This window comes from Pelomonas dachongensis (genome assembly GCF_043555865.1).
GTDB classification, from domain to species: Bacteria; Pseudomonadota; Gammaproteobacteria; order Burkholderiales; family Burkholderiaceae_C; genus Pelomonas; species Pelomonas dachongensis.
Genome location: NZ_JBIGHY010000010.1, coordinates 126,887 through 153,270 on the forward strand (window position 1 = coordinate 126,887; position 26,384 = coordinate 153,270).

The following is a 26,384-nucleotide window of genomic DNA, read 5'->3' on the forward strand; positions in this document are numbered from 1 at the left end:
TCTGCGTGCCTGGCCCCGGGGCGGGTCAGCGGCTCGCGTTGCGCATGCGCTCGCGGCTGTTGTTGAGGTGCATGAACATCGCTGCGCGCGCGGCCGCGGCATCGCCACGGCGGATGGCATCCAGCACGGCCCAGTGCTCCTGGGCCGTGATCTCCTTGCCCGGTCGCAGCTCGGGCGAGGACTCGCCGAAGCGGGCAACTCTGCGGGTCGTGCGGCGCGCGGTGGACTGGCGCGGGATGGTGGCGCTGCTCAGCGCGCGCAGCACATGCGAGAAGTACTCGTTGCCGGTGGCCTGCGCCAGCAGTTCGTGGAAGCGGTAGTCGGCCTCCGCCGTGCCTTCGCCAGTGGTGTGCTGCGTGTCGAAATCGTCCAGCGCCCGCTCCATCGCTGCCAGCTGCTCGGGCGTGCGCCGCTGGGCGGCGAGCGCGGCAGTCTCGGGCTCTAAGCTCAGGCGCAGCTCCAGCATCGCCAGCTTCTGCTGCAGCTTCAGCTCGGCCCCTTGAAGCGGCTGCAGTGGCGGCACATCCACCTTGGGCGCAAGCACGAAGCTGCCCACACCCTGCTGGGTGCGCAGCAGCCCGCCGGCCTGCAACCGCGAGATGGCCTCGCGCACGACGCTGCGGCTGACGCCGAACTCCTGCATCAGCACCGGCTCCGTGGGCACGCGGTCGCCTGGCTTCAGCGCACCGCTGGCAATGCGCTCGGACAGACCGTCGACGACGCGCTGCGACAGGCTGGTGGGGCGCCCATGGGACGCGAAGGGAGGATTGGTGCTCACGGCGTGATCTGAAGTTGCTCAAGTCGTCAGACGACTGATGTCAGTATAGGTAGATCATCCGCAGCTGTGGCACCAAGCTTCACGCCAAATATGATGGTTTTCCCTTTGCCAAGCCGCTTCTGCAAATCAAACAGGTCACGCTGTGTACACTTCTAGTCATCAGACGACTGACGGGATACGACCATGATGATCAAGATCGAAAGCGTGCGCGCCGTTGAGTTCACCCACCCGACACGGCGCTCGGTGGACGCGGCGGGCCACTCGCACCCGGGCCCGTTGGGTACGGGCCACATGGCCCTGCTGACCATCCGCAGCACCGACGGCGTGGAAGGCCACTGCTTCGCGCCGCCGCAGGTCGTGCGCCCGCACGTGCTCAACCAGTTCGTGCGCCGCGTGCTGGTGGGCGGCAACGCGCTGAACCGCGAGAAGCTGTGGGCCGAGCTGGAGCACTGGCAGCGAGGCAGCGCTGGCCAGCTGACCGACCGCGCGCTGGGTGCCGTCGACAGCGCGCTCTACGACCTCATCGGCCGCACGCTGAAGACGCCCGTCTACCAGCTGCTGGGCGGCTACCGCGACAAGGTGCCGGCCTACGGCAGCACCATGTGCGGTGACGAGTTGCAAGGCGGCCTGTCCACGCCCGAGGAGTACGCCGACTTCGCGCTGAAGCTCGTGGAGCGTGGCTACAAGGCCATCAAGCTGCACACATGGATGCCGCCGGTCGCGTTCGCACCCAGCGTCGCGATGGACATCAAGGCCTGCACCGCCGTGCGCAAGGCCGTGGGACCGGACATCGCGCTGATGCTGGACGGCTACCACGAGTACAGCCGCACCGACGCGCTGCGCATCGGCCGCGCGCTGGAGGAGTTGGACTTCACCTGGTTCGAGGAAATGATGAACGAGCAGAGCACGGCGTCTTACGCCTGGCTGGCCGGGCAGCTCAGCATTCCCATCCTTGGGCCGGAGAGCCTGTCGGGCAAACACTACGCGCGCGCCGGCTGGGTCACTGCAGGCGCCAGCGACATCCTGCGCGCCGGCGTCACCGGATGCGGCGGCATCGGCCCGACGATGAAGGTCGCGGCGCTGGCCGAGTCCTTCGGCATGAACTGCGAGGTGCACGGCAACGGCGCGCCCAACCTGGCCGTGTGCGGCGCGATCCGCAACTGCCGCTGGTACGAGCGCGGCCTGTTGCACCCCTTCCTGGACTACGACGAAGTGCCGGCCTACCTGAACGCCATCGTGGACCCGATGGACCGCGACGGCTATGTGTCGCTGCCGCAAGGCGCGGGCCTCGGCGAAGACATCAACTTCGACTACATCGCCAAGCACACCGTCGCCACGTACTGAGCATGCTGCCCGCATCGCATCTGCCGCTGCGCCGGCGCCATCTGCTCGCGCTCGCCGCAGTAGGCTGCGGCGGCCTGGGCCACGCCGCCTCGTCCGACGACCAGCTGCTGGTCGGCATGAGCATGAACAACCTGCTCTCGCTGGACCCCGCCGCCGCCACCGGCCTGGATGCGGTGACCGTGGCCTGCAACCTCTACGACAGCCTGCTGGAAGTGGACGCGCACGACACGACACAGCTCAAGCCCAGCGTCGCGCAGCGCTGGGAAGTGGGCAACGGCGGCCGCCGCCTGACGCTGCGGCTGCGCGACGGCGTCCGCTTCGCCACCGGCAAACCACTGACGGCAGCACATGCGGCCTGGTCGCTGCAACGCGTGCTGAAGCTCAATCTCGCGCTGGCCAGCGTCTGGAAAAGCTACGGCTACTCGGCCACCAACGCGCCGGCGCTGATCCGCTCCGAGGACCCGCTGACGCTGGTCATCGACCTGCCGCAGCCCACCGACCCCGTGCTGGTGCTGATGACACTGGCCACCTCCATGAGCGGCTACGTCATCGACCGCGACACGGTGCTGGCTCACGAAGTGCGGGGCGACCTCGGTAATGCGTGGCTGACCACACATGCCGCCGGCTCCGGCGCCTTCGAGCTGGAGGAGTGGCGGCCCAAGGAGCTGCTGACCATGCGTCGGTCAGCCAACTACTGGCAGGCACCCGCCAAGCTGCGCCGCGTCGTCGTGCGGCACATGACCGAGTCGCAGACGCTGCGGCTGATGCTGGCGCGCGGCGACCTGGACGTGGCCGGCGGCATGTCGGCGCCCGATGTGCGCGCGCTCGCCAAGCGGCCGGACCTGGTGGTCGACAGCGTGCGCCGCTCGACGATGTACTACGTCGCCGTCAACGCGCGCCACCCGCGCTTTGCCGACGAACGCGTGCGCCGCGCGGTGCTGCGCCATCTGATCGACTTCCAGGGCGTCGCATCCGGCGTGCTGCCTTTCTACGGCGAACTGCAGATGCGTCCCGTGCCGCAGGGCCTGCCCGCGTCGCTGCCCCAGCCCGTCTACGCCTTCAACCCCCAGGCCGCGCGCCGCCTGCTGGCCGAGGCCGGCCTGCCCGAAGGCTTCGAGACCACCATCCGCGTCATCGCCGAGGCGCCGTTCACCGGCATCGCCACCAGCCTGCAGGCCACGCTGGCCGAGGGCGGCATCCGCGCCAGCATCCTGCCCGGCACTGGCAACCAGGTCTATGGCGCCATGCGCGAACGCAACTTCGAGATCATCGTAGGCCGCGGCGGCGGTGGCGCCGAGTCGCACCCGCACTCCAGCCTGCGCGCGCTGGTCTACAACCCCGACAACCGCGACAGCGCACGGCTGAGCAACTTCCAGGGCTGGCGCACCGGCTATGCCGACGCCGAGCTGAACCGCCTCATCGAACAGGCACTGCTGACGCCCGACGCCGCCGAGCAGACCGCGCTGTACCGCCAGGCGCAAGAGCAGCTGGACGTGCGTGTGCCGGCCATCCAGCCCATCGCGCAGATGCTGGACACGCAGGTCGTGCGCCGCGCAGTGCAGGGCTATGTGGGCCATCCCAGCGGCGCCACGCGGCTGCGGGACGTCCACAAGGTGAGCAAGCCATGATGAAGTCACGCTGGATCCGCGGCACGTCGAGTGCTGCCATCGCACTGCTGGGCCTGCTGCTGCTGACCTTCATGATCGGCCGCGTGATGCCGCTGGACCCGGTGCTGGCCATCGTCGGCCCCGACGCTGACCGCGCCACCTACGAGCAGGTCTACCAGCAGCTGGGCCTGGACCGGCCGCTGTGGGCGCAGTTCGGCCGCTATCTCGGCGACCTCTTTCAAGGCGACCTGGGCCATGCACTGCTGACCGGCCGCCCGGTCACCGAGGACCTGGCCCGCGTGCTGCCCGCCACGCTGGAGCTGGCCACGCTGGCCATCGTGCTCGGCGCACTGCTGGGCGTGCCGCTGGGCGTGTGGGCCGCCAGCAACCACAAGCGCTGGCCCGACCACGTCGCCCGCGTGCTGGGCCTGGCAGGCCATTCCACGCCGGTTTTCTGGTTCGGCATGATGGGCCTGCTGGTGTTCTACGCGTGGCTGGGCTGGGCTGGTGGCATCGGCCGCATCGGGCTGGGCTACGAGGGCGCCATCCCGCGCGTCACCGGGCTGATGCTGGTGGACACGCTGCTGGCCGGTGACCTCGCCGCCTTCCGCGACGCGCTGCGCCACCTGCTGCTGCCGGCCTGCGTGCTGGGCCTGCACTCGATGGCCTACCTCAGCCGCATGACGCGCAGTTTCATGCTGGCGCAGCTGACGCAGGAGTACATCACCACCGCACGCGTCAAGGGCCTGAGCCGGCGCCAGGTGGTCTGGGGCCATGCCTTCCTGAACATCCGCGTGCAGCTGCTGACCATCCTGGCGCTGGCCTACGGCGGGCTGCTGGAAGGCGCGGTGCTCGTGGAGACCGTGTTCGGCTGGCCCGGCTTCGGCAGCTACCTGACCGGCAGCTTGCTGCTGGGCGACATGAACGCGGTGATGGGGTCGGTGCTCGTCGTCGGCCTGATCTTCGTCGCGCTGAACCTGACCGCCGACGCGCTTTACCGCGTATTCGACCCGAGAGCCCGCACATGACGACGACTGCAATACCCGCCCAGCCGCAAGGCGCCTGGGAGGCCTGGAGCCGCGACGCCGCCGCGACGTTGCGCAAGCTGCTGGCCAACCCGCTGACGGCCGTCGGCGTCGCCATCATCGGCCTGCTGATCCTCGTTGCGGTGTTCGCGACGTGGATCGCGCCGCACGACCCGCTGCGGCAGGACCTCGGCGCCGCGTTGCTGCCACCCAGCAGTGCCCACTGGTTCGGCACCGACGAATTCGGCCGCGATGTTTTCAGCCGCCTGGTGCACGGCACGCGCATCACGCTGTTCATCGTCACGCTGGTCACCGTCGTCGTCGGCCCGCTGGGCATGGCGGTGGGCGTCGTGTCGGGCTACTTTGGCGGCCGCGTGGACGCGGTCTGCATGCGCATCGCCGACGTGTTCCTGTCATTCCCCAGCCTGGTACTGGCACTGGCCTTCGTCGCCGCTTTGGGCCCGGGGCTGGACCACGCGGTGCTCGCCATCGCGCTGACCGCCTGGCCGCCCATCGCGCGGCTGGCCCGCGCCGAGGCAATGACGCTGCGCCAGGCCGACTTCATCGTCGCCGCCCAACTGCAAGGCGCTTCGCATGTGCGCATGCTGTGGCGCCATGTGGCGCCGCTGTGCCTGCCCTCGGTGCTGGTGCGGCTGACCATGAACATGGCCTCTGTCGTGTTGACCGCAGCCGGCTTGGGCTTCCTTGGCCTCGGCGCCCAGCCGCCGCTACCGGAGTGGGGAGCCATGATCTCCGAAGGCCGCCGCTACATGCTGGACAGCTGGTGGACCGTGGCAGCGCCCGGCGCCGCCATCCTGGCCGTCAGCATGGCCTTCAACCTGCTGGGCGACGGCCTCAACGACGCGCTCGATCCGCGCCAAGCCTCATGAACGCTCAACCCTTGCTCCAGGTCGAGAACCTGCGCATCGCCTACGGCGCCACGCCCGTCGTGCATGGCGTGTGCTTCACACTGGGCCGAGAGAAACTCGCCGTCGTCGGCGAGTCGGGCTCCGGCAAGACCACCGTGGGCCGCGCGCTGCTGCGCCTGCTGCCGCGCCAGGCCCGCATCACCGCGGACCGGCTGGACTTCGACGGCCGCCCCCTGCTGCAGGCCGGCGAAGCCGACATGGAGGCGCTGCGCGGCCGCCAGCTGTCCATGATCATGCAGGACCCCAAGTACTCACTGAACCCGGTCATGAGCATCGGCCGGCAGATCGGCGAGGCGGTGCAGCGCGGCAGTGCGATGTCGCGCAGCGAATGCGACGACCGCGTCGAGGCGCTGCTGGCCCGCGTGCACATCCACGACCCGAAGCGCGTGACCGGCCAGTACCCGCACGAGTTGTCCGGCGGCATGGGCCAGCGCGTGATGATCGCGATGATGCTGGCGCAGAAGCCGCGCCTGCTGATCGCCGACGAGCCGACGTCGGCGCTGGACGTGTCGGTGCGCCAGGAGGTGCTGAACCTGCTGGACGAGCTGGTGGCCGAGCAAGGCCTGTCGCTGCTGTTCATCAGCCACGACCTGAGCCTGGTGGGCCGCTTCTGCGACCGCGTGCTGGTCATGTATGCCGGCCGTGTCGTCGAGTCGCTGAAGGCATCCGAACTGGCCCACGCGCAACACCCCTACACCCAGGGCCTGATGGCCTCGCTGCCCAGCCTGCGCCACCGCCGCGCCGTGCTACCGGTGCTGCAGCGTGACGCCGCCTGGAGTGCTGCATGAGCGAACCGACCATGTTGTCCGTCAAGGGCCTGACGCTGTCTTTCGGCGAAGGCGCCGAGGCGCGCCAGGTGCTGCATGGCGTGGACCTGGAGCTGACGCGCGGCCAGTCCTTCGGGCTGGTCGGCGAGTCCGGCTCGGGCAAGACCACCGTGCTGCGCTGCTTGGCCGGCCAGTACCGCCACTGGCAGGGCCAAGTCGCCATCGATGGTCGCAACTACCAGGGCGAGCGCAGCCCGGCGCACGCACGCCGCGTGCAGATGGTGTTCCAGGATCCCTACGGCTCGCTGCACCCGCGCCACACGGTGCACACTGCGCTGGCCGAACCGCTGCGCGTACAGGGCAAGCGCGACATTGACGACCGCGTGGACGACGTGCTGCAGCAAGTGGGCCTGCCCACCGCCTTCCGCTTCCGGTACCCGCACCAGATCTCCGGCGGCCAGCGCCAGCGCGTCGCCATCGCCCGTGCGCTGATCCTGCAGCCACCGCTGCTGTTGTTGGACGAGCCGACGTCGGCGCTGGACGTGTCCGTGCAGGCCGAGGTGCTGAACCTGCTGGCTGAACTGCGCAACCGGCATGGGCTGACCTACCTGCTGGTCAGCCACGACCTGGGCGTGGTGGCGCATCTTTGCGACAACCTGGCTGTCATGCAGCACGGCCGCATCGTCGAGACGCTGAGCAGCGACGCGCTGTGCCAGGGTGCGGCCAAGCACGCCTACACGCAGGCGCTGCTGGCTGCGGCCGAACATTGAGAATCCGCTGCGCTTGATTCGGCGCTGCGGCGTGCTGGCGCACCAAGCCCAATCGGGATAGGGGTCAGTCATTGTCGGCTGAACCCCTCCCCCCCTTAGTTTGATCTGATGTCGCTCGACCAGCCCCGGCCGCTCTCAACCCACCGCTCATAGCCCTTGAGGTCGTACAAGATGCGGCCCAAGCCGCGAAACAGATGCGCTCAGCATTCCGCGCGCCGTTGCATAGACTTTGAAGCTGTCAGGAAAGAATGTCGCGGATCATCTTTACCGTCGGCGGTGGTGCGTTCGTCCTCGCGGCCTTGGGGCGATGCTTCGCTTGAGCTTCAGCCCACAAAGAATCAACATAGCCAAGTCGACGATAGAACGAGATGACCCGTGGTTCATTGTCGGCATCGAGGATGACCAGGCGAGCAGCTGAAAGCGACTGCGATTCGAGCACTTCGCCATGGACTAGCTTCATTACCTGTTCGCCGACGCCTTGACCCCTGCAAAGGCGAGGCCACGGCAAGGCGCCCCAGCTTGACGGCGGGGTATGCGCTGAGTGGAACATCCAGGCCCAGCTCCATTTGCTCCGAGGTCATCAGCGGAAGATCGTCATTGGCGAGCGTGAAATACGCGACGACACCTGGCACATCTTCGTGAAACACAACGGTTGTATGCCCTACACGCTTCAGATGCCAATCGCCGGCTTGCTGCGTTAAAAACTCATCAAGGTGGTGCTTGCCGCAACGGAACTTGCTCAAAGGGTCTGGTGAAACGTCCACCACCGGCAAAAGGCCGAAGCCGTCTGCTGATAGCGGCATCAGCCAGCGATGCGGTACTGCTGGAGAAAACCTGCTGTCTTTGCGGCCCGTACGCGGTCGACCAGTTCGCTCGCCTCACGGCGGCTTTCTTCAGTCGGCTCTGTAACGCGCAGCTGAGCCAAAAATTTCGCGCGCTGCACCTTCGCGACGAGAACGCGCTTCACCGCAACCTTGTGCAGACGTTGCTTCGCCGGCGAAAGTGTTGGAAGAGGCTTTTTGGTCATGCAAGAAATTCTAGCAATCAGCTAGAACTCGACAACTCAATTCGTCAATGTCAGTTCGTTTGGCACCCTAGCAGCACAGGAAATGCACGTATCAGCAGAGGGCAGCGCGCTGCCCTCTGCCTCCGCAAATTCCCATCACCTCAAAGGGGTGTTCGCCGCATACACCGACGCCTACATGCGCACAGGCAAGAAAAAAGCACTTAGTGGCTGTCGCCGCTAAGTGCTTGTTTTCGTTCTTAAATTTTGGTGGGCCCTGAGTGACTCGAACACTCGACCTACGGATTAAGAGTCCGCTGCTCTACCAACTGAGCTAAGAGCCCTGATTCAGTTTTGACTTGCGTCTCGCTGAGCCAATGATTGTAGCGTGATTCCGTCGAATCTTCGCAATAAATTCTGGTGGGACGTGCAGGATTCGAACCTGCGACCAACGGATTAAAAGTCCGCTGCTCTACCGACTGAGCTAACGTCCCGTGTCAAGCAGAGCCCGCCATTATAGGCAGAATTTTCCCGCTCCGCCAAGACTTTTTCAGATCAACCACGCGCCAGGTGCAGGCGCAGCAATTCGGCGGCGGCGCACATGCCGAATGTCGCCGTGACTGCAACGCTGGAGCCGTAACCATGGCAGTTGAGGCTCCCGTCGACATCACAGGCCTCGCCCTCTGCCTGCGGCGGCAGATGCACCGGTTCGCGCGAGTAGACGCAGGCCACGTCCATGCTGCCCGTGCGCGGTGCGCCGTGATGCTTGCGCAGCCGCTGACGCAGCGATGCCAACAGCGGGTCGTGAGTGGTCGCGCCGAGGTCGTCGATCTGCACCTGCTGCGGCTCGCGCTTGCCGCCCGCGGCGCCGACGGTGACGAAGGGCAGTCGCCGCTCGCGCGCCCATGCCGCCAGCGTGGCCTTGGCCCGCACCTGGTCGCAGCAATCGATGAGACCGTCGAGGATGGTGTCGCCGAGCAGTGCCGGCCAGTTGTCGGGCTCGACGAACTCCTCGATGACCCGCACATCGCAACCCGGATGGATGTCCGCGATGCGCAGCCGCAGCGCCTCGGCCTTGGCCATGCCGACGGTCGAGCCCAGCGCCTGGATCTGGCGGTTGATGTTGGATTCGGAGACCTGGTCAAGGTCGATCAACGTCAGGGCAGCCACGCCGCTGCGGGCAAGCGCCTCGACGGCCCACGAGCCGACGCCACCCAGCCCCACGACGGCAAAGCGCGTTGCCCGCAGGCGGGCATAGGCAGCGTCGCCATGCAGGCGGCGCAAGCCGCCGAAGCGGCGCTCCAGGTCAGCGGAGTCAATGTCGGACATGGGGATCGCCCTCTCCGCCTCGCCGTCTGGCGGCAAGGCGGGGCTCCTGGCGCCTTACTTCAGCGCTGCGAGGCGTTCCTTGGCCGCCTGGGCAGCTTCGGTACGCGGGTAGGTCTTGATGAGGTCGTCCAGCGTGCGGCGCGCATTGCGGTTGTCCTTCAGCTCGATCTGGCAGTTCGCCAGCGCGAGCAGCGCCTCGGGCGCGCGGGGATGGTCCGCATTGGCCGACACGAAGGCCTTGAAGGTCGCGATCGCGTCCTTGTAGTCGCGCTTGCCGTACTGCGCATTGCCCAGCCAGAAGCGCACCGAGTCGGTGTAGCCACTGCTGGGATAGCGCTTCAGGAAACCGTTCAGGGCGGCCACGGCCTCGGTGAAATCACCGCGGCGCACGATGCCGATGGCGGCTTCGTATTGGCTGCGTTCGTCGGGCGAGACCTGGAACTCGCGGCCGTCCAGGCTCACCTTCTGCGGCTCAAGCGGCTTCAGCCGCGCTTCCACGGACTGCGACTGGTCGACCAGCTTGCGCTGTGTCTCGGACAGATCGCGCGCCAGCTGTTCGTTGGTGCCGCGCAGCTTGGCGACTTCTCCGCGCAGCATGTCGATCTGGCCGTTCAGGTCCAGCAGGCTGCGGCGCAGCGTCTGCAGTTGCTCCTGCATCTGCGTGTTGAGCTGCTCGGAGCGCTGCTTGGCGGCATCGTCGTTGGCCTGGATGCGCGCTTCCAAGACCTTGATGTACTTCCGAGCCTCGTCGTCCTCGAACAAGCCCGCGTGAGCGGGCTGTGCGAAGGCTGCGCCCACGGCCAGCGCCGCGAGTGACAAACGCAGCACGCGCATCACTTGTCCTTGAGCTCGACGCGGCGGTTCTTGGCCCAGGCTTCTTCACCACCGCCGGTCACGGCGGGGCGCTCCTTGCCGTAGCTGACGGCCTCGACTTGTGCAGCCTGCACGCCCAGCAGCGTCAGCGACTTGGCGACGGCTTCAGCACGGCGCTGGCCCAGGGCCAGGTTGTACTCGCGCCCGCCGCGCTCGTCGGTGTGGCCTTCGAGGTTCAGGGTCAGCTTGCGGTTGTTGTTCAGGCGCTTGGCATGCAGTTCCACCGTCGGGCGGTACTCTTCCTTGACGACGTCGCTGTCGTAGTCGAAGTAGACGACGCGCTTGTCACGGACCTGCTCGGTGTACTGGGCGTTCAGGTCGACGGTGGCGACCTTCGACTCGGGCACGGCCTGGCCGCTGTTTTGCGGCGGCGTGGCCACCGGGGCCGTGGGCTGGCGCGTTTCAACCGGCGCGGGCTCGTCCAACTTGACGGAGGAACCGCAACCTGCCAGGGCAGCGGCGGCGATCAGGGTAAGCACATGGCGGGTCAGCTTCATTCGAGTGGTCTCCACAACAGACAGGGGGCGGGGTAACAGGGCGCGGCCTGGGCGGCCGGGCGCGTGATTGTCCAACAAGGTTGGACGTCAGGGTTCATGGCGCGAACGGGCCCCAGGTGGGCTCGCGGACATCGGCCAACGTGACGAGCAGCGGCGTCTTGATCTTGCCGTCCAGCGTCGTGGTCATCAGCACCTCCTTGCCACCGGCGCGGCTGGCATAGACGATCAGCCGGCCATTCGGTGCGAACGACGGACTTTCGTCGTCGTTGGCTTCGCTGATCTGCTGCGCCTGGCCGGTGGCGAGGTCCAGCACCGACAGGCGGAAGGCGCCGCCGGTCCGGGTGATGTAGGCCAGCGTCTTGCCGTCGGGGCTGAGGGCCGGGCTGATGTTGTAGTTGCCGCTGAAGGTCACGCGTTCGGCCGCGCCGCCGCCGGCGGGCATGCGGTAGATCTGCGGGCTGCCGCCACGGTCGCTGACGAAGTAGATCTTGCTGCCATCGGGCGCGAAGCAGGCTTCGGTGTCGATGGCGCTGCTCTGGGCGATGCGGCGCACGCCGCTGCCGTCGCGGTTGATGACGAACAGCTGCGTGCCGCCGTCGCGCGACAGGCTCAGCACGAGGCGCTGGCCATCGGGCGACCAGGCCGGCGCGCTGTTGGTGCCCTTGAAGTCGGCCAGCACGCGGCGCTGGCCGGTCTGCACGTCCTGGATGCGCACGGTGGCCTTGCGGCTCTCGAACGACACGTAGGCCAGTTCCCGGCCATTGGGCGACCAGGCCGGCGAGATGATGGGGTCGACGCTGTTCAGCGCGGCGCGGGCGCCCTCGCCGTCGGCATCGGCGACGACCAGGCTGTAGCGCGCACCGGCCTTGGTGACGTAGGCCATGCGGGTGGCGAACACGCCGCGCTCGCCGGTGAGCTTCTGGTAGATCATGTCCGCGATGCGGTGCGCCGCGAGGCGCGCATCGTCCGGCATCACGGCCTGGGCCTCGCCGATGCTCTCGGCGCCCTTGACGACGTCCCAGAGCTTGAAGCGGATGTCCAGCCGCCCGTCGGCCAGCCGCGTGACCGACCCGGCCACCAGCGCATCGGCCTGGCGCGAGCGCCACTCGGCGAAGGCGGGGCTGCTGGCCTCGCTCAAGCCGGCGGGCGCATCGACGGTGCGGAACAGGCCGCTGCGCTCCAGGTCGGCGCGGATGATGGCGGCGATCGGCTGCGGCGACTGCGACTGATCGCGGAAGTCGACGATGGCGACCGGGATGCGGGTGCCGCCGACACCGGCGATGTCAATGCGCATCTGCGCGAGTGCGGGGCCTGCGCCCAGGCCCGCGAGGGCGGCCAGGGCCGCGAGACTGCGACGGCGGGAAACGGATTCGAGCATGGCGCGCGATTCTGCCGCAGACGCCGAAGTTGTAACGTCAGACAAGGCCGCGTCCCGCGCGGGCCTTCTGACGTCGATCACAGCAGCACGATGTCGTAGTGCTCGGTCTGGTTGGTCGGCTCGGCCGTCAGCGAGATGGGCTTGCCGATGAAATCGGACAGCCCGGCCAGATGGGCGCTTTCCTCGTCCAGCATCATCTCGACGACGTTGGCGGCCGCCACGACGCGGAACTCGCGCGGCGAGAACTGCCGCGCCTCGCGCAGGATCTCGCGCAGGATGTCATAGCAGACCGAGCGCGCCGTCTTGACCTGGCCGCGGCCCTCGCAGGTCGGGCAGGGCTCACACAGCATGCGAGACAGCGACTCGCGCGTGCGCTTGCGCGTCATCTCCACCAGGCCCAGTTGCGTGAAGCCGCCGACCGTGACCTTGGTGCGGTCGCGGCTCAGCTGCTTCTTGAATTCGGCCAGCACGGCGGTGCGGTGCTCCTCGCGCGTCATGTCGATGAAGTCGACGATGATGATGCCGCCCAGGTTGCGCAGGCGCAGCTGGCGCGCGATGGCGCCGGCTGCCTCCAGGTTGGTCTTGAAGATGGTGTCGTCGAAGTTCTTGGCGCCGACGAAGCCGCCGGTGTTGACGTCGATGGTCGTCATCGCCTCGGTCTGGTCGAACACCAGCGAGCCACCGGACTTCAGCTCCACCTTGCGCGCCAGCGCCCGGGCGATCTCGGCGTCGACGTTGCACAGGTCGAAGATGGGCCGCTCGCCGCGGTAATGCTCCAGCTTGGCGGTCGCGGCGGGCATGAAGGTGGCGCCAAAGCCGCGCAGCACGTCGTACTGCATGCCCGAATCGATGCGGATGTGCGCCGTGCGGTCGTGGGTCAGGTCGCGCAGCACGCGCTCGACCAGGCTCAGGTCCTGATGCAGCAGGCTGGCCGGCGGCGTCGTCAGGGACTTCTCGCGGATCTGCTGCCAGGTCTTGCGCAGGTAGGCGATGTCGGCGCCCAGCTCTTCATCGCTGGCGTCCTCGGCGTTGGTGCGCAGGATGAAGCCGCCGCCACCGCCCTGCTCCTTGGTGCCCACCAGGGCCAGCATGCGCGCACGCAGCGCCTCGCGGGCCTCGGGCGAGCCGATCTTCTGGCTGATGCCGATGTGCTCGTCCTGCGGCAGGTAGACCAGCATGCGCCCGGCGATGCTGATCTGGCTGGACAGGCGTGCGCCCTTGGTACCGATAGGGTCCTTGATGACCTGCACGGTCAGCGGCTGGCCCTCGAACACGAGGCGCTCGATGGGCGTGGGCGGCACGTCCGCGCCATGGCCCTGGTTGCGGCCATGCCCGAATTGCGACGCGCTGTGCAGGTCGGCCACATGCAGGAACGCTGCGCGCTCCAGGCCGATGTCGATGAAGGCGCTCTGCATGCCGGGCAGCACACGCACCACCTTGCCGAGATAGACGTTGCCGACGAGGCCCCGTTCCAACGTGCGCTCGATGTGCAGTTCCTGCACGGCGCCGTTCTCGACCACGGCCACCCGCGTCTCCTGCGGGGACCAGTTGATCAGGATGTCTTCCATCGCGAACCTTTGAATACTGACCCATGCGCCCAGCAGGCGCAGGTGTCAAAACTCAAAGCCGAATTTGTCCAACAGCTGCGCTGTCTCAAAGAGGGGCAACCCCATGATGCCCGAGTAGCTGCCGGCAATCTTCACGATCCACGCGGCGGCCTGGCTCTGGATCGCGTATGACCCCGCCTTGCCGAAGGGCTCGCCGGTGTCGACATAGCGCGCGATCTGCGCGGCGGACAGCGGCGCGAACTCCACCTGCGACACGTTCAACGCGGCCACGCGGCGCGTCGCATCGGCCACCGTGACGGCCGTGATGACGCGGTGCGTGCGCCCGGCCAGCAGCGCCAGCGTGCGCGCGGCATCGGTCGCGTCGACGGGCTTGCCGAGGATGAGATCGTCGATGGCCACCGTCGTGTCGGCGCACAGCACGGGCGCGGGCGGCAGGCCGCGCGCAGCCAGACGTGCGAGGGCCGCATCCAGCTTGGCGGTGGTCACGCGGGCGCAGTAGGTCTCGGGCGGCTCGCCCGGCTGCACCGCTTCCAACGCCTCGGCGTCCTCGTCGGCGCCAGGCAGCAGCAGCTCCTGCGGGACACCCAGCTGGTCCAGCAACTGGCGGCGGCGCGGGCTCTGCGAGGCGAGGTAGAGGAATCCGGTCATTCGCGGTGGTAGGGATGGCCGGTCGTCACGGTCCAGGCACGGTACAGCCCCTCGGCCAGCAGCACCCGGGCGAAGGCGTGCGGCAGCGTCAGGTCGGACAGGCGCAGCGTCTCGTCCGCCGTTGCCTTCAGGTCGGGATGCAGGCCGTCGGGGCCGCCGATGATCAGCGCGGCGTCGCGGCCCTCGCCCATCCACAGCTTCAGCCGCTCGGCCAGCTGCACGCTGGTGCGACGTTCGCCACGCTCGTCCAGGATGATGCGGCGCACGCCCCTGCCCGTTGACTGCAGCGCCGCCTCGATGCGGGCGGCTTCTGCGGCCATGAGTTGCTCCGCCGTCTTGCTGCCCCGCGTCTCGGCCTTGACGGCCTTCAGCTCCAGCTTCAGTTCAGGCGGAAACCGCTTGGCGAAGTCCTCGTAGGCGGTGTCCGCCCAGGCCGGCTGGCGCTGGCCCACGGCGACCAGGAACAGCCGCATCAGCCCTTCTTGGCCGCGGTCTTCTTCGCTGGCGCCTTCTTGGCGACGACCTTTTTGGCCGCCGTCTTCGCGGGCGCTGCGGCCTTGCGGGCAGGCGCGGCCTTCGGCGCGGGGGCCGCCTTGGCCGCCGTCTTCTTGGCCGCCGGCTTGGCCGCGCCGACCTTGATGGTTTTGGCGGCAGGCGTCTTGCTGCCCACCACGCGGCTCACGCCCTTCTTGGCGGGCGCGGCCTTCTTGGCAGCCGGCGCCGCAGCCTTCTTGGCGGGGGCCTTCTTGCCACCCACAGGGCCCAGCTCCTGCACAGGCTTCTTCTTGGATGCCTTGGCAGGCTTCGCGGACGCATCCTCGGAAGCCTTGACCAGCCGCGTCTCGCCGTCGCTCACCTTGAGCTTGACGGGCTTGCCGCCCCAGATCTCTTCGAGGTGGTAGTAGTCGCGGATGGCCGGCTGCATCACGTGCACGACGGCCGCGCCGCAGTCCACGATGATCCATTCGCCGTTGTCCTCGCCCTCGGTGCGCATGACCTGCAGGCCGCGGCCCTTGACCGTCTCACGCACGCTGGAGGCCAGGGCCTTGGTCTGCCGGTTGCTGGTGCCGGAGGCGATGATGACGCGCTCGAACAGCGGCGACAGATGCTCGGTGTTGAACACGACGATGTTCTGGGCCTTGACGTCCTCGAGTCCATCGACGATGGCTCGTTGCAGCTTGCGAATGTCCATTCAGGGCTTCTTCTCGTATAGGCGGTGCGAGGCAATATAGCTCGCGACCGCGGCGCCCACCAAGGGGCTGATGTCGCCGCCGCGCGCGATGGCCTCGCGCACGGCGGTCGATGAAATGGGGGTGTTCGGCAGGTCCAGCACCTGCAGTCGGTGCGATGGCATGCCGGGCGGCGTGACGACGGCCTCGCCCGCACGCGGCACGACCACCAGCGTCGCCAGCTCGGTGACGACCTCCGCACGGTACCAGCTGGGCAGCCGCGAGTACTGGTCCTGGCCGATGAGGAACATCAGCTCGGCACCCGTGTACTGCTGCGCGAATTCTCGCAGCGTATCGGCCGTGAAGCTGGGGCCCCGGCGGTGCAGCTCGCGGTCGTCGATGAGGAAACGCGATTCGCCAGCCGTCAGGCACTTCAGCATCTGCACGCGATGCACCCCGGCGGCCATGATCTGGTCGGGCTTCTGCCACTGGCGGCCGGCCGGCAGCCACAGCAGGCGATCGGGCGCCAACGCGTCGAGCGCAAAGCGGGCAAAGGCCAGGTGGCCCAGGTGAGGCGGGTCGAAGCTGCCGCCGAAAAGGGCCAACTTCATAGCCAGAGGGCGGTCGGGGTTTCGTCGGCCCAGTCGCGCGGGCGCAGGAAGTCGGTGTACAGGCGCGCCTCGGGCGTGCCCGGGTCGGGCGCCCAGTCGTAGCGCCACTTCACCTGCGGCGGCATGGACATCAGGATGGATTCCGTCCGACCGCCGGACTGCAACCCGAACAGTGTTCCACGGTCCCACACGAGGTTGAACTCGACATAGCGACCACGCCGGTAGGACTGGAAGTCGCGCTCGCGCTCTCCATAGGCATAGCCGTGGCGGCGCTCGACGATGGGCAGGTAGGCGCCCAGGAAGGCATCGCCGACCGCGCGGATCAGCCCGAAGCCGGCGTCGAAGCCACCGGAACCTTCAGGGACAGCAAAGTCGTCGAAGAAGATGCCGCCGATGCCGCGCGGCTCGTTGCGGTGCTTCAGGAAGAAGTAGTCGTCGCACCACGTCTTGAACTTCGGGTACAGCTGCGCGTCCTGCACGTCCAGCGCACTGCGGCAGGTGCGGTGGAAGTGCTGCGCGTCGCGCTCGTAGCCGTAGAACGGCGTGAGGTCCATGCCACCGCCGAACCAGGTCACCGCCGGCGCGCCGGCTGGCAGCGCAGCGAACATGCGCACGTTCATATGCACGGTCGGCACGAAGGGGTTCTGCGGGTGGATGACCAGCGAGACGCCCATGGCCTCGAACGGCGCGCCGGCCAGTTCGGGGCGGTGCTGTGTGGCCGACGGCGGCAGCACGCGGCCCTTCACGTGCGAGAAGTTGACGCCACCGCGCTCAAACACCGCGCCGCCTTCGATGAGGCGCGACAGGCCGTCGCCCTCCAGCCGGCCGCCGGGTTCGCGGGTCCAGCCGTCGCTGATGAAGGCATTGCCGTCGACCCCCTCCAGCGCGCTGACGATGCGCTGTTGAAGGTCCAGCAGATAGTCACGGACGGCTTGGCTGTTCATGGGCGAGGTTGGATGGGGCTGGCCAGCGCCGGCTTGCAGCCGACGCGATGACCCAGGTAATCGGCAAACGCGGCGAAATCGGCCTCCACGTTACCCGTCAATCGAACGAAGCGGGTCAACGAGACGACGCGCTGTTGAAAGTCAAAGTAGCACAGGCCCACCGGCACGCCGGCCTGCACGGCCACCTGATAGGCACCCGTGCGCCAGCCGCTGGCCCGCGAGCGCGTGCCCTCGGGGGCGACGGCCAGCCAGAAGCGCTCGCCGCGCGCGGCGGCCTCGCGCATCTGCGCTACCGTGTCGGCGACGATGCCGTGGCGGCTGTTGCGGTCCACCGCCACCCCACCGATCCCGCGCGCCCAGCGGCCCAGCAGCGGCACCTTGAACAGGCTGTCCTTGCCCCAGAAGCGCAACTGGAGTCCGAGCGCCCACTTAGCCAGCACGCCGATGACGAAATCCCAGTTGGACGTGTGCGGATAGACCAGGATGACGCCCTGCTCCGCCGGCACGCCAGGTGCGTCCACCGTCCAGCCGAACAGACCCAGCAAGCCGCGCGCCAACCCCGAGGGGCGGCCGTGCGGTTGCAGCGGTCCGCTCAGGACGGCGGGTTGCAACGTCAACGCTTGATGGCCCGGTGGCCGATGTCCGACCGGTACTGCCGGCCGGCGAACTGGATGCCGGCCGCGAGCTCATAGGCCGCCTGCGCGGCGGTGCGGGCGGACTCGCCCAACGCCGTCACGCACAGCACGCGGCCGCCGCTGGTCACCAGCTTGCCGTCGACCTCGGCGGTGCCGGCATGAAACACCATGGCCTCGGCCTCGTCGGCCGGCAGGCCCGTGATCGCGTCGCCCTTGCGCGGATTCAGCGGGTAGCCCTCGGCCGCGAGCACCACGCCCAGCGCGACGCGGCGGTCCCACTGCAGCTCGACCTGATCCAGCGTGCCGTCGGTGGCGTCCATCAACAGCTCGAACAGATCGCTCTTGAGCCGCATCATGATGGGCTGGGTCTCGGGGTCGCCCATGCGGGTGTTGAACTCGACGGTGCGCGGCTGGCCGTGCTCGTCGATCATCAGGCCGGCATACAGAAAGCCGGTGAACGGATGGCCGTCCTTGGCCATGCCGGCGATGGTCGGCTGGATGATCTCGTGCATGACCTTGGCGTGCACATTGGGCGTGACGACCGGCGCGGGCGAATAGGCGCCCATGCCGCCGGTGTTGGGGCCTTCGTCGCCGTCCAGCAGGCGCTTGTGGTCCTGGCTGGTGGCCAGCGACACGACATGCTTGCCGTCGCAGACGACGATGAAGCTGGCCTCCTCGCCGGCGAGGAAGTCCTCGATGACCACGCGCGCGCCGCCGTCGTTGTGCACGACGCCCAGCTTGTTGTCTTCCAGGATCCAGCTGATCGCCTCGTGGGCCTCCGCCAGCGTCGTCGCGACGACGACGCCCTTGCCGGCTGCCAGGCCGTCGGCCTTGATGACGATGGGCGCGCCACGGCCGTCCACGTAGGCGTGGGCGGCGGCCGGGTCGCAGAAGGTCTCGTAGGCCGCCGTCGGGATGCCGTGGCGCTTCATGAAGTCCTTGGCGAAAGCCTTGGACGACTCCAGCTGCGCTGCCGCCTTGGTGGGGCCGAAGATGCGCAGGCCGCGCGCACGGAACTCGTCCACGACGCCGGCTGCCAGTGCGGCCTCGGGGCCCACGACGGTCAGCGTGATCTTCTGTTCGACCGCGAAGTCGGCCAGCGCCTTCGCATCGGTGGCGGCGATGTCCACGTTCTGCAGCCGCTCGTCGCGCGCCGTGCCGCCGTTGCCGGGCGCCACAAACACCTGGCTCACACGCTCGCCCTGGAGCAGCTTCCAGCCCAGCGCGTGCTCACGGCCACCGTTGCCGATAACAAGAACTTTCATCGTTCAGCCCAGTTCGGCGTTGTGATAGACGGCCTGCGTATCGTCGAGGTCCTCGATGACGTCCAGCAGCTTTTGCATGCGCTCGGCGTCCTCGCCGGTCAGCGCGATCGTGTTCTCGGGGCGCATAGTCACTTCCGACAGCTCGGCCACCAGGCCGGCGGCTTCCAGCGCGGCCTTGACGGCCTCATAGTCGGCGGGCGAGGTCAACACCTCGATGGCACCGTCGTCGCCGGTGATGACGTCCTCGGCACCGGCCTCCAGTGCCACTTCCATGACCTTGTCTTCCGACGTGCCGGGCGCAAACAGCAGCTGGCCGACGTGCTTGAACTGGAAGGCCACGGAGCCGTCCGTGCCCATGTTGCCGCCGTACTTGCTGAACGCGTGGCGCACCTCGGCCACGGTGCGGACGCGGTTGTCCGTCATCGTGTCGATCATGATGGCCGCGCCGCCGATGCCGTAGCCCTCGTAACGGATTTCCTCGTAGGTCAGGCCGTCGATGTTGCCGCTGGCCTTGTCGATGTTGTACTTGATGCGGTCGGCCGGCATGTTGGCCGCCTTGGCCTGCGCCACGGCCAACCGCAGGCGCGGGTTGTCCTTGATGTCGGGCCCACCCTGGCGGGCCGCGACCGTGATTTCACGGATGATCCGCGTCCAGATTTTGCCGCGCTTCTCGTCCTGGCGGCCTTTGCGGTGTTGGATGTTGGCCCATTTGGAATGTCCGGCCATAAGGTGTGGCTCCCGGCGGCTGGCAGTGCAGCGCCTGATTTATCGTTGGCAGAAGCGCGATTTTAGAGGACCCGCCCATGACTGACCCCATCCTGCTGGCCCGCCATGCCGAGACCGAGTGCCTGCTGCTGCCGGCGCTGGCCAATCGCCACGGCCTGATCACCGGCGCCACCGGCACCGGCAAGACCATCAGCCTGCAGAAGCTGGCCGAGAGCTTCAGCAAGCTCGGCGTGCCCGTTTTCATGGCCGACGTGAAGGGCGACCTGACCGGCATCAGTCAGGCCGGCAACCCCAGCGAGAAGCTGCTGGCCGTGCTGAAGGACCGGGGCATAGCGCCGCCGGAGAAGCTGGCCTGCCCCACCACGCTATGGGACGTGTTCGGCGAGCAGGGCCACCCGGTGCGCGCGACGGTGTCGGACATGGGCCCGCTGCTGCTGGCGCGCATGCTGGCGCTGAACGAGACGCAGGCTGGCGTGCTGCAGATGGTGTTCAAGATCGCCGACGACAACGGCCTGTTGCTGCTGGACCTGAAGGACCTACGCGCGATGCTGCAGCACGTGGGCGACAACGCGAGTCAGTTCACGACGCAGTACGGCAACGTATCGGCCGCCAGCGTGGGCGCCATCCAGCGAGGCCTGCTGCAGATCGAGGCGCAGGGCGGCGACAAGTTCTTCGGCGAGCCGATGCTCAACATCGCCGACTTCATGCAGACGGACCAGGGCCTCGGCGTCATCAACATCCTGGCAGCGGACAAGCTGATGAACGCGCCGCGCCTGTACGCAACGTTCCTGCTGTGGATGCTGAGCGAGCTGTTCGAGACGCTGCCCGAGGTGGGCGACCTGGACAAACCCAAGCTGGTGTTCTTCTTCGACGAGGCCCACCTACTGTTCAAGGATGCGCCGGATGCGCTGGTCGAGCGCATCGAGCTGGTCGTGCGGCTGGTGCGCTCCAAGGGCGTGGGCGTGTACTTCGTGACACAGAACCCGCTGGACATCCCCGACACCGTGCTGGGCCAGCTTGGCAACCGCGTGCAGCATGCGCTGCGCGCCTTCACGCCACGCGACCAGAAAGCCGTCAAAAGTGCGGCCGACACCATGCGCGCCAAGCCCGGGCTGGACATCGCGGCCGCGATCACCGAGCTGGGCGTCGGCGAGGCCCTGGTCAGCCTGCTCGATGAGAAAGGCCGGCCCAGCATCACGGAGCGCGTGTTCGTGCTGCCGCCGGGCAGCCAGATCGGCCCCATCAATCCGCAGCAGCGCCAGCAGCTCATCGCAACCTCGCTGGTGGCCGGCGTCTACGAGAAGCAGCTGGATCGCGAGTCAGCCTACGAGAAGCTGGTCGGCAAGCCGGCCGCCGCCGCGCCGCAGGGGGGCGGCATGGCGGCCGAAGCGGGCAGCGTCTTCAAGGGCGGTCAGCAACCCGCACCCGCGCCGGCCGAAGCCGGCGGCGGCCTGATGGACAGCCTGAAGGACGTGCTGTTCGGCACCACCGGCCCGCGTGGCGGGCGCCACCCCGGCCTGGCCGAGAAGGCCGCGCAGTCGGCCGTGCGCAGCATGGGCTCGGCCGTGGGCCGCGAGATCATCCGCGGCGTGCTGGGCAGCATCCTGGGCGGCGGTGGCAGCCGCCGGCGCTGAGCCGCGCGGGCTTCGCGCCGCCCGGCGTCCGCTCGTCGCAGGCCGCTGGCGCCGGGGCGTGCGCCTGCCGATGCTGCGCGCATGAACGCTCCCCCCTCTCGCCGGGAATGGCCGACCTATGTCGGCGGCACGGTCGCCATCTGCGTCGTCGTGGGCCTGCTGAACTACCTGCTGCGCGGCGGGCAGTTCTGGCACGGCATGCTGTATTCGTTCACCGTCGGGGTGCAGATCTCGGCCTGTATCTCGCTGCTGACCTACGGCCTGTCCGCGCTGCTGCGGCGTCGGCAGGGTGACACGGCAGAGCTGCGCCATGGCTGGGTCGGCTGGGGCTGGCTGATGCCCTGCATCGTGGTCGGCACGCTGGCGGGCTACAGCGGCGGCCTGTGGCTGGGTGACCTGATCACCGGCGGACGCCATTTCACCTCCTGGCAGAGCGCCGACCGCCGCCTGGCGCTGTCCGTCGCGTTCACGCTGCTGGTGTCAGTGCTGGCCACCTGGTGGTTCTTCTCGCTGTACAAGATCAACCGTTCGCGCATCGAGCGCGTCCAGGCCGAGCGCCAAGCGGCGGAAGCGCGGCTGGCGCTGCTGCAAAGCCAGCTGGAGCCGCACATGCTGTTCAACACGCTGGCCCACCTGCGCGTGCTGATCAAGCTGCGGCCGGACGAGGCGCAGCAGATGCTGGACCGCCTCATCGAATACCTGCGCGCCACGCTGCAGGCCAGCCGCGCCACCGAGCATGCGCTGGCCGACGAGTTCGAGCGGCTGTCCGACTACCTCGCGCTGATGCAGCTGCGCATGGGCGAGCGGCTGCACGTGCGGCTGGACCTGCCGCCCGACCTGGCCGCCCTCGCCATCCCGCCGCTGCTGCTGCAGCCGTTGGTGGAGAACGCCATCAAGCACGGACTCGAGCCACATGTGGACGGCGGCGAGCTGCGCGTGTCGGCGGCGCGCGACGGCGCGCGGCTGGTGCTGGAAGTCGCCGACAACGGGGCCGGACTGACCCAGGCGACCGGACTGCCCGGCGCCGGCTTTGGGCTGGACCAGGTGCGCGAGCGCCTCGCCCAGCGCTATGGCAACGCTGCCCGCTTCACGCTCCAGCCGCAGCCCGGCGGTGGCAGCCTGGCCCGCATCGAGATTGCGTCATGACCCCCACCGCCCTCATCGCCGAAGACGAACCGCTGCTGGCCGACAACCTGCGCATGGAGCTGGCCACCGCCTGGCCCGCGTTGCAGGTCGTAGCGCAGGCCGGCAACGGCACTGCGGCCGTGGCGCTGGCGCTGCAGCACCGGCCGCGGGTCTGCTTCCTGGACATCCGCATGCCCGGCATGACCGGGCTGGAGGCCGCGCAGGCCATCACCGAGGACTGGGCGGACGACGCGGGCGCCCTGCCCCTGTTCGTCTTCGTGACCGCCTACGACCAGTACGCGCTGCAAGCCTTCGACGCCGCCGCGGCCGACTACCTGCTCAAGCCCGTCACGCCCGCGCGGCTGGTGCAGTGCGTGCAGCGGCTGCAGGCGCGTCTGGCCCAGCCCGCAGAGCAGGACGCCACGCTGGCTTCGCTGCGACAGTTGCTCGCTCAGGCCGTCACGCCGGTGCCGCGGCTGCGCCACCTGCAGGCGGCCGTCGGCGACGCTGTCGAGCTGGTGCCGGTGGACGACATCGTCTACCTGGAGGCCGCCGACAAGTACGTGCGCGCCGTGACGGCCGAGCGCGACTACTGGGTGCGCGTGTCGCTGCGCGAGCTGCTGCCGCAGCTGGACGCCGAACGCTTCTGGCAGGTGCACCGCGCCACCGTCGTCCACATCGACGCCGTGGCCCGCGCGCAGCGGCAGGAAAACGGCACCGTGCTGCTGGTGCTGCGCCAGCGGCCAGAGACGCTGACAGTCAGCCGCGTGCACGCCACTCGTTTCAAGGCGCTGTAACGGCACGGTAGATGGCGCGCCGCGAAAACCGTATAAACGGTTTTCATCGTTATGCCCCATACCCGCAAGCCCCCGCCCCCGCCCGCTCGCGCCCAGCTCGTGCGCGACGGCTTCACCATGCCCGAGGCGGACTACGCGCTGCTGAAGGAGTTGAAGAACCGGCTGCATGGCGTCCAGCGGGAGGCCAAGAAGAGCGAGCTGCTGCGTGCCGGCTTGCAGGCACTGGCGCGGCTGGAACCCGCTGCCCTCGCGGCGGCTCTGGACCGGCTTGAGCCGGTGAAGACGGGCCGCCCGCGAAAGTCCGGCGAGGAGAAGAAGACATGACCGACGCGACCCCCTGGTGGCAGCTGCTGTGCGCCATCGCCGGCGTGAACCTGCTCGCCTGGACGGTCTCGACCGCCTGGCTGCACCGCCACCGTCCTGACGGCACGACCTGGCCCCACCAGCGGCTGCAGCTCGTTCTGTCGGCGCTGTACGTGCTGGGCTGCGGCTACCGCTCGGTGCTGCCGGTGTTCGACGTGCCTCGCGTCGTCATGGTGGACTCCTGGGCCTCCAGCGTGCTGGTGGGGCGCACGGTGGCCACCATCGCCGAGCTGAGCTTCGCTGCGCAATGGGCGCTGCTGCTGCGCGGTGCGGCGCTGGCGACCGGGCACCGGTTCAGCCACTCGGTCGCGCTGGCCATCGTGCCGCTGATCGCCATCGCCGAGGTCAACTCCTGGTACGCAGTGCTGACGACGCGCAACATCGGCCACGTTGTCGAGGAAGCGCTGTGGGGCAGCTGCGCGCTGCTCAGCGTCATCGCGATGGCGGGCCTGTGGCCACGGGCCAGTGCGCGCGGCCGGCGCTGGCTGGTGCCGGCGCTCGTGGCCGGCACGCTGTACACGGCCTGCATGTTCTTCATCGACGTGCCCATGTACTGGGCGCGCTGGCTGGCCGACGAGGCCGCCGGCCGCGCCTACGTGACGCTGGCGGCCGGCGTGGCCGATGTGTCCAGCCGCTGGACCGTGTCGCACGACTGGGCGCACTGGCGCAGCGAGGTCGTGTGGATGACGCTCTACTTCAGCGTGGCGGTGTGGATCAGCATCGCGCTGGCGCACGTGCGCGTGCCCCTGCGGTTGGAGCGGCGTCCTTAGAATCGCAGCCCTCGCGGGCCGGAACATGGCCCGCTTCCATTTCCAGAGCCCACGATGAGCCACCCCGCCGCACCCGCTGCCCCCGCGACGAACTTCCTGCGCCAGCGTATCGAGCACGACCTCGAGACGGGTGCCTTCGCAGGCCGCCAGTTCGCGGGCACGCCGGGCGACGCCGCCCACCACGCCGGCGCACCGCTGGACGAAGCGCGCATCCGCACCCGCTTCCCGCCCGAGCCCAACGGCTACTTGCACATCGGCCACGCCAAGAGCATCTGCCTGAATTTCGGCCTGGCGCGCGACTTCGGCGGTGCCTGCCACCTGCGCTTCGACGACACCAACCCCGAGAAAGAGGAGCTGGAGTACGTCAACGCCATCAAGGAAATGGTGCAGTGGCTGGGCTGGAGCTGGGGCGACAACCTCTACGAGGCCAGCAGCTATTTCGACTTCATGTATGCCAGCGCCGAGGCGCTCATCAACGCCGGCCACGCCTATGTGGACGAGCAGAGCGCCGAGGACATGCGCGCCAACCGCGGCGACTTCGGGCGCCCGGGCGTCAACAGCCCGTTCCGCGACCGCACCCCGGCCGAGAACCTTGCGCGGTTCCGAGAAATGCGAGATGCGCGACACCCCGACGGCGCGATGGTGCTGCGCGCCAAGATCGACATGGCGTCGCCCAACATCAACCTGCGCGACCCGACGCTGTACCGCATCAAGCACGCGGAACACCACGCGACGGGCAACAAGTGGTGCATCTACCCGATGTACACCTACGCCCACCCCATCGAGGACGCGCTGGAGCGCATCACGCACAGCATCTGCACGCTGGAGTTCGAGGACCAGCGCCCCTTCTACGACTGGCTGCTGAACCAGCTCGCCGACCTCGGCCTGCTGGCCCGGCCGCTGCCGCAGCAGATCGAGTTTGGCCGCCTGAACCTGAACTACGTCGTCACCAGCAAGCGCAAGCTGCGCCAACTGGTGGAAGATCGACACGTCAACGGCTGGGACGACCCGCGCATGCCGACGCTGGTGGGTCTGCGCCGGCGTGGCTTCACGCCGGCCAGCCTGCGCGCCATGGTGGAAGCCACCGGCGCCAGCAAGCAGAACGCGTGGATCGACGACACCGTGCTCGACCAGGCCCTGCGCGCCGACCTGGAGCCGCAGGCTCCCCGCGCCTTCGCCGTGCTGCAGCCGCTGAAGCTCATGCTGACGAACTACGCCGAGGTGTTTGGCTCCGCCGACCACCGCGAGCCCTGCGAGACCGCCGCCCACCCGCACAAGCCGGAACTGGGCCTGCGCAAGTTCACGCTGGGCCCCGAGCTGTGGATCGAGACGGAGGACTTCATGGAGACGCCCGTGAAGGGCTACTTCCGGCTGTTTCCCGGCAACAAGGTGCGCCTGAAGGCCGGCGTCATCATCGAATGCACCGGCGCCGAGAAGGACGCCGACGGTAAGGTCACCGCCGTGCTGGCGACTGTCATCCCCGACACCAAGAGCGGCACGCCGGGCGCGGACGCCGTGAAGGTCAAGGGCACCATCGGCTGGGTCGGCGCGCACGAGGCCGTCGCCGCGGAAGTGCGCCTGTACGAGCGCCTGTTCACCGAAGCCCAGCCGGACGCCGGTGGACGAGACTTCCTGGAATTCGTGAACCCGAACTCGCTGCGCGTGGTGCAGGGCTTCGTCGAACCTTCGCTGGCCGGCGCCGCGCCCGACCAGCGCTGGCAGTTCGAGCGCCACGGCTACTTCGTGAGCGACCGCGCGGACCACACGGCCGACAAGCCGGTGTTCAACAAGATCACGGGCCTGAAGGACAGCTTCGCCAAGTGATGCGG

Annotated in this window: 28 protein-coding genes and 2 tRNA genes; 12 read left to right on the top strand and 18 right to left on the bottom strand. The window is 68.4% G+C overall.

The annotated features are described in order from the left end of the window. Positions 1-25: 25 nt before the first annotated feature. Entirely contained in the window at positions 26-778 is a 753-nt protein-coding gene (locus tag ACG02S_RS22300) for a FadR/GntR family transcriptional regulator (protein ID WP_394472700.1), read from the bottom strand. A 183-nt stretch (positions 779-961) separates the two neighbouring features. On the opposite strand from ACG02S_RS22300, the gene ACG02S_RS22305 reads away from it, so the two are divergent. From ACG02S_RS22305 to ACG02S_RS22330, 6 genes are read left to right on the top strand one after another with little or no spacing between them, the layout of a single operon-like run. Beyond that, on the top strand, positions 962-2,122 hold the full coding sequence (locus ACG02S_RS22305; protein WP_394472701.1) for a mandelate racemase family protein: 1,161 nt from the start codon (positions 962-964) through the stop codon (positions 2,120-2,122). 2 nt (positions 2,123-2,124) lie between these two features. Beyond that, positions 2,125-3,750, top strand: a complete 1,626-nt coding sequence (locus tag ACG02S_RS22310; protein WP_394472702.1) for an ABC transporter substrate-binding protein — start codon at positions 2,125-2,127, stop codon at positions 3,748-3,750. Next, on the top strand, positions 3,747-4,757 hold the full coding sequence (locus tag ACG02S_RS22315; protein ID WP_394472703.1) for an ABC transporter permease: 1,011 nt from the start codon (positions 3,747-3,749) through the stop codon (positions 4,755-4,757). The genes ACG02S_RS22310 and ACG02S_RS22315 overlap by 4 nt, the downstream gene beginning before the upstream one ends. Further along, positions 4,754-5,644, top strand: coding sequence for an ABC transporter permease (locus tag ACG02S_RS22320; RefSeq protein ID WP_394472704.1), 891 nt, complete (start codon positions 4,754-4,756; stop codon positions 5,642-5,644). The genes ACG02S_RS22315 and ACG02S_RS22320 overlap by 4 nt, the downstream gene beginning before the upstream one ends. Continuing rightward, a complete protein-coding gene (locus tag ACG02S_RS22325) occupies positions 5,641-6,471 on the top strand; it encodes an ABC transporter ATP-binding protein (RefSeq protein ID WP_394472705.1) in 831 nt (276 codons plus the stop codon). The genes ACG02S_RS22320 and ACG02S_RS22325 overlap by 4 nt, the downstream gene beginning before the upstream one ends. Then, positions 6,468-7,220, top strand: a complete 753-nt coding sequence (locus ACG02S_RS22330; RefSeq protein ID WP_394472706.1) for an ABC transporter ATP-binding protein — start codon at positions 6,468-6,470, stop codon at positions 7,218-7,220. The genes ACG02S_RS22325 and ACG02S_RS22330 overlap by 4 nt, the downstream gene beginning before the upstream one ends. Positions 7,221-7,458: 238 nt before the next feature. Here ACG02S_RS22330 and ACG02S_RS22335 read toward each other — a convergent pair whose 3' ends face one another. From ACG02S_RS22335 to ACG02S_RS22415, 17 genes are all read right to left on the bottom strand, one after another. Then, entirely contained in the window at positions 7,459-7,680 is a 222-nt protein-coding gene (locus ACG02S_RS22335) for a hypothetical protein (protein ID WP_394472707.1), read from the bottom strand. Positions 7,681-8,022: 342 nt separating this feature from the next. Next, positions 8,023-8,247, bottom strand: coding sequence for a hypothetical protein (locus tag ACG02S_RS22340; protein ID WP_394472708.1), 225 nt, complete (start codon positions 8,245-8,247; stop codon positions 8,023-8,025). 244 nt (positions 8,248-8,491) lie between these two features. Beyond that, positions 8,492-8,567, bottom strand: a tRNA-Lys gene (locus tag ACG02S_RS22345). Positions 8,568-8,641: 74 nt separating this feature from the next. Continuing rightward, positions 8,642-8,717: transfer RNA gene (locus tag ACG02S_RS22350), tRNA-Lys, on the bottom strand. 61 nt (positions 8,718-8,778) lie between these two features. After that, entirely contained in the window at positions 8,779-9,552 is a 774-nt protein-coding gene (locus ACG02S_RS22355; RefSeq protein ID WP_394472709.1) for a tRNA threonylcarbamoyladenosine dehydratase, read from the bottom strand. Between the two features lie 54 nt (positions 9,553-9,606). Further along, the gene (ybgF, locus tag ACG02S_RS22360) at positions 9,607-10,386 is read right to left on the bottom strand and encodes a tol-pal system protein YbgF (RefSeq protein WP_394472710.1); all 780 of its coding nucleotides are present in this window, start codon (positions 10,384-10,386) and stop codon (positions 9,607-9,609) included. Beyond that, a complete protein-coding gene (pal, locus tag ACG02S_RS22365; RefSeq protein ID WP_394472711.1) occupies positions 10,386-10,922 on the bottom strand; it encodes a peptidoglycan-associated lipoprotein Pal in 537 nt (178 codons plus the stop codon). Before pal ends, ybgF begins: the two co-directional genes overlap by 1 nt. Positions 10,923-11,016: 94 nt before the next feature. Next, a complete protein-coding gene (gene tolB / locus ACG02S_RS22370; RefSeq protein WP_394472712.1) occupies positions 11,017-12,300 on the bottom strand; it encodes a Tol-Pal system beta propeller repeat protein TolB in 1,284 nt (427 codons plus the stop codon). 77 nt (positions 12,301-12,377) lie between these two features. Next, on the bottom strand, positions 12,378-13,868 hold the full coding sequence (rng, locus tag ACG02S_RS22375) for a ribonuclease G (RefSeq protein WP_394472713.1): 1,491 nt from the start codon (positions 13,866-13,868) through the stop codon (positions 12,378-12,380). Positions 13,869-13,913: 45 nt separating this feature from the next. Beyond that, entirely contained in the window at positions 13,914-14,516 is a 603-nt protein-coding gene (locus ACG02S_RS22380; RefSeq protein ID WP_394472714.1) for a Maf family protein, read from the bottom strand. Further along, positions 14,513-14,989, bottom strand: coding sequence for a 23S rRNA (pseudouridine(1915)-N(3))-methyltransferase RlmH (gene rlmH, locus ACG02S_RS22385; protein ID WP_394472715.1), 477 nt, complete (start codon positions 14,987-14,989; stop codon positions 14,513-14,515). Before rlmH ends, ACG02S_RS22380 begins: the two co-directional genes overlap by 4 nt. Further along, the gene (rsfS, locus tag ACG02S_RS22390) at positions 14,989-15,708 is read right to left on the bottom strand and encodes a ribosome silencing factor (protein WP_394472716.1); all 720 of its coding nucleotides are present in this window, start codon (positions 15,706-15,708) and stop codon (positions 14,989-14,991) included. Before rsfS ends, rlmH begins: the two co-directional genes overlap by 1 nt. Continuing rightward, positions 15,709-16,296 carry a nicotinate (nicotinamide) nucleotide adenylyltransferase gene (nadD, locus tag ACG02S_RS22395; protein WP_394472717.1) on the bottom strand — a complete coding sequence of 196 codons (588 nt, stop codon included), beginning with the start codon at positions 16,294-16,296 and terminating at the stop codon, positions 15,709-15,711. Then, complete coding sequence (gene hemF, locus ACG02S_RS22400; RefSeq protein ID WP_394472718.1) at positions 16,293-17,240, bottom strand: oxygen-dependent coproporphyrinogen oxidase; 948 nt, start codon at positions 17,238-17,240, stop codon at positions 16,293-16,295. Before hemF ends, nadD begins: the two co-directional genes overlap by 4 nt. Further along, positions 17,237-17,851 carry a 1-acyl-sn-glycerol-3-phosphate acyltransferase gene (locus ACG02S_RS22405; protein ID WP_394472719.1) on the bottom strand — a complete coding sequence of 205 codons (615 nt, stop codon included), beginning with the start codon at positions 17,849-17,851 and terminating at the stop codon, positions 17,237-17,239. Before ACG02S_RS22405 ends, hemF begins: the two co-directional genes overlap by 4 nt. Before the next feature lie 2 nt (positions 17,852-17,853). After that, the gene (gene purD / locus ACG02S_RS22410; RefSeq protein ID WP_394472720.1) at positions 17,854-19,140 is read right to left on the bottom strand and encodes a phosphoribosylamine--glycine ligase; all 1,287 of its coding nucleotides are present in this window, start codon (positions 19,138-19,140) and stop codon (positions 17,854-17,856) included. Between the two features lie 3 nt (positions 19,141-19,143). Further along, on the bottom strand, positions 19,144-19,866 hold the full coding sequence (locus ACG02S_RS22415; protein ID WP_394472721.1) for a YebC/PmpR family DNA-binding transcriptional regulator: 723 nt from the start codon (positions 19,864-19,866) through the stop codon (positions 19,144-19,146). A 77-nt stretch (positions 19,867-19,943) separates the two neighbouring features. On the opposite strand from ACG02S_RS22415, the gene ACG02S_RS22420 reads away from it, so the two are divergent. From ACG02S_RS22420 to ACG02S_RS22445, 6 genes are all read left to right on the top strand, one after another. Further along, positions 19,944-21,500, top strand: a complete 1,557-nt coding sequence (locus tag ACG02S_RS22420) for a helicase HerA-like domain-containing protein (protein WP_394472722.1) — start codon at positions 19,944-19,946, stop codon at positions 21,498-21,500. Between the two features lie 81 nt (positions 21,501-21,581). After that, positions 21,582-22,646: a sensor histidine kinase gene (locus ACG02S_RS22425; protein ID WP_394472723.1), complete on the top strand. Its 1,065-nt coding sequence runs from the start codon at positions 21,582-21,584 to the stop codon at positions 22,644-22,646. Continuing rightward, positions 22,643-23,422 (top strand): LytR/AlgR family response regulator transcription factor, encoded by a 780-nt coding sequence (locus tag ACG02S_RS22430; protein WP_394472724.1) that lies wholly within the window; start codon positions 22,643-22,645, stop codon positions 23,420-23,422. The genes ACG02S_RS22425 and ACG02S_RS22430 overlap by 4 nt, the downstream gene beginning before the upstream one ends. A gap of 51 nt (positions 23,423-23,473) precedes the next feature. Beyond that, positions 23,474-23,746 carry a hypothetical protein gene (locus ACG02S_RS22435; RefSeq protein WP_394472725.1) on the top strand — a complete coding sequence of 91 codons (273 nt, stop codon included), beginning with the start codon at positions 23,474-23,476 and terminating at the stop codon, positions 23,744-23,746. Next, a complete protein-coding gene (locus tag ACG02S_RS22440) occupies positions 23,743-24,555 on the top strand; it encodes a hypothetical protein (protein WP_394472726.1) in 813 nt (270 codons plus the stop codon). Before ACG02S_RS22435 ends, ACG02S_RS22440 begins: the two co-directional genes overlap by 4 nt. 54 nt (positions 24,556-24,609) lie before the next feature. Then, on the top strand, positions 24,610-26,379 hold the full coding sequence (locus ACG02S_RS22445; protein ID WP_394472727.1) for a glutamine--tRNA ligase/YqeY domain fusion protein: 1,770 nt from the start codon (positions 24,610-24,612) through the stop codon (positions 26,377-26,379). Positions 26,380-26,384 lie beyond the last annotated feature (5 nt).

Coding starts and splice junctions, on each gene's coding strand:
- ACG02S_RS22315 (WP_394472703.1), top strand. CDS start 3,747: ATGATGAAGTCACGCTGGATCCGCGGCACGTCGAGTGCTGCCATCGCA.
- rlmH (WP_394472715.1), bottom strand. CDS start 14,989: ATGCGGCTGTTCCTGGTCGCCGTGGGCCAGCGCCAGCCGGCCTGGGCG.
- ACG02S_RS22355 (WP_394472709.1), bottom strand. CDS start 9,552: ATGTCCGACATTGACTCCGCTGACCTGGAGCGCCGCTTCGGCGGCTTG.
- ACG02S_RS22305 (WP_394472701.1), top strand. CDS start 962: ATGATGATCAAGATCGAAAGCGTGCGCGCCGTTGAGTTCACCCACCCG.
- ACG02S_RS22330 (WP_394472706.1), top strand. CDS start 6,468: ATGAGCGAACCGACCATGTTGTCCGTCAAGGGCCTGACGCTGTCTTTC.
- pal (WP_394472711.1), bottom strand. CDS start 10,922: ATGAAGCTGACCCGCCATGTGCTTACCCTGATCGCCGCCGCTGCCCTG.
- ACG02S_RS22445 (WP_394472727.1), top strand. CDS start 24,610: ATGAGCCACCCCGCCGCACCCGCTGCCCCCGCGACGAACTTCCTGCGC.
- ACG02S_RS22430 (WP_394472724.1), top strand. CDS start 22,643: ATGACCCCCACCGCCCTCATCGCCGAAGACGAACCGCTGCTGGCCGAC.
- purD (WP_394472720.1), bottom strand. CDS start 19,140: ATGAAAGTTCTTGTTATCGGCAACGGTGGCCGTGAGCACGCGCTGGGC.
- ACG02S_RS22340 (WP_394472708.1), bottom strand. CDS start 8,247: ATGACCAAAAAGCCTCTTCCAACACTTTCGCCGGCGAAGCAACGTCTG.
- ACG02S_RS22425 (WP_394472723.1), top strand. CDS start 21,582: ATGAACGCTCCCCCCTCTCGCCGGGAATGGCCGACCTATGTCGGCGGC.
- ACG02S_RS22420 (WP_394472722.1), top strand. CDS start 19,944: ATGACTGACCCCATCCTGCTGGCCCGCCATGCCGAGACCGAGTGCCTG.
- rng (WP_394472713.1), bottom strand. CDS start 13,868: ATGGAAGACATCCTGATCAACTGGTCCCCGCAGGAGACGCGGGTGGCC.
- hemF (WP_394472718.1), bottom strand. CDS start 17,240: ATGAACAGCCAAGCCGTCCGTGACTATCTGCTGGACCTTCAACAGCGC.
- ybgF (WP_394472710.1), bottom strand. CDS start 10,386: ATGCGCGTGCTGCGTTTGTCACTCGCGGCGCTGGCCGTGGGCGCAGCC.
- ACG02S_RS22320 (WP_394472704.1), top strand. CDS start 4,754: ATGACGACGACTGCAATACCCGCCCAGCCGCAAGGCGCCTGGGAGGCC.
- ACG02S_RS22325 (WP_394472705.1), top strand. CDS start 5,641: ATGAACGCTCAACCCTTGCTCCAGGTCGAGAACCTGCGCATCGCCTAC.
- ACG02S_RS22310 (WP_394472702.1), top strand. CDS start 2,125: ATGCTGCCCGCATCGCATCTGCCGCTGCGCCGGCGCCATCTGCTCGCG.
- nadD (WP_394472717.1), bottom strand. CDS start 16,296: ATGAAGTTGGCCCTTTTCGGCGGCAGCTTCGACCCGCCTCACCTGGGC.
- ACG02S_RS22335 (WP_394472707.1), bottom strand. CDS start 7,680: ATGAAGCTAGTCCATGGCGAAGTGCTCGAATCGCAGTCGCTTTCAGCT.
- rsfS (WP_394472716.1), bottom strand. CDS start 15,708: ATGGACATTCGCAAGCTGCAACGAGCCATCGTCGATGGACTCGAGGAC.
- ACG02S_RS22440 (WP_394472726.1), top strand. CDS start 23,743: ATGACCGACGCGACCCCCTGGTGGCAGCTGCTGTGCGCCATCGCCGGC.
- tolB (WP_394472712.1), bottom strand. CDS start 12,300: ATGCTCGAATCCGTTTCCCGCCGTCGCAGTCTCGCGGCCCTGGCCGCC.
- ACG02S_RS22415 (WP_394472721.1), bottom strand. CDS start 19,866: ATGGCCGGACATTCCAAATGGGCCAACATCCAACACCGCAAAGGCCGC.
- ACG02S_RS22435 (WP_394472725.1), top strand. CDS start 23,474: ATGCCCCATACCCGCAAGCCCCCGCCCCCGCCCGCTCGCGCCCAGCTC.
- ACG02S_RS22380 (WP_394472714.1), bottom strand. CDS start 14,516: ATGACCGGATTCCTCTACCTCGCCTCGCAGAGCCCGCGCCGCCGCCAG.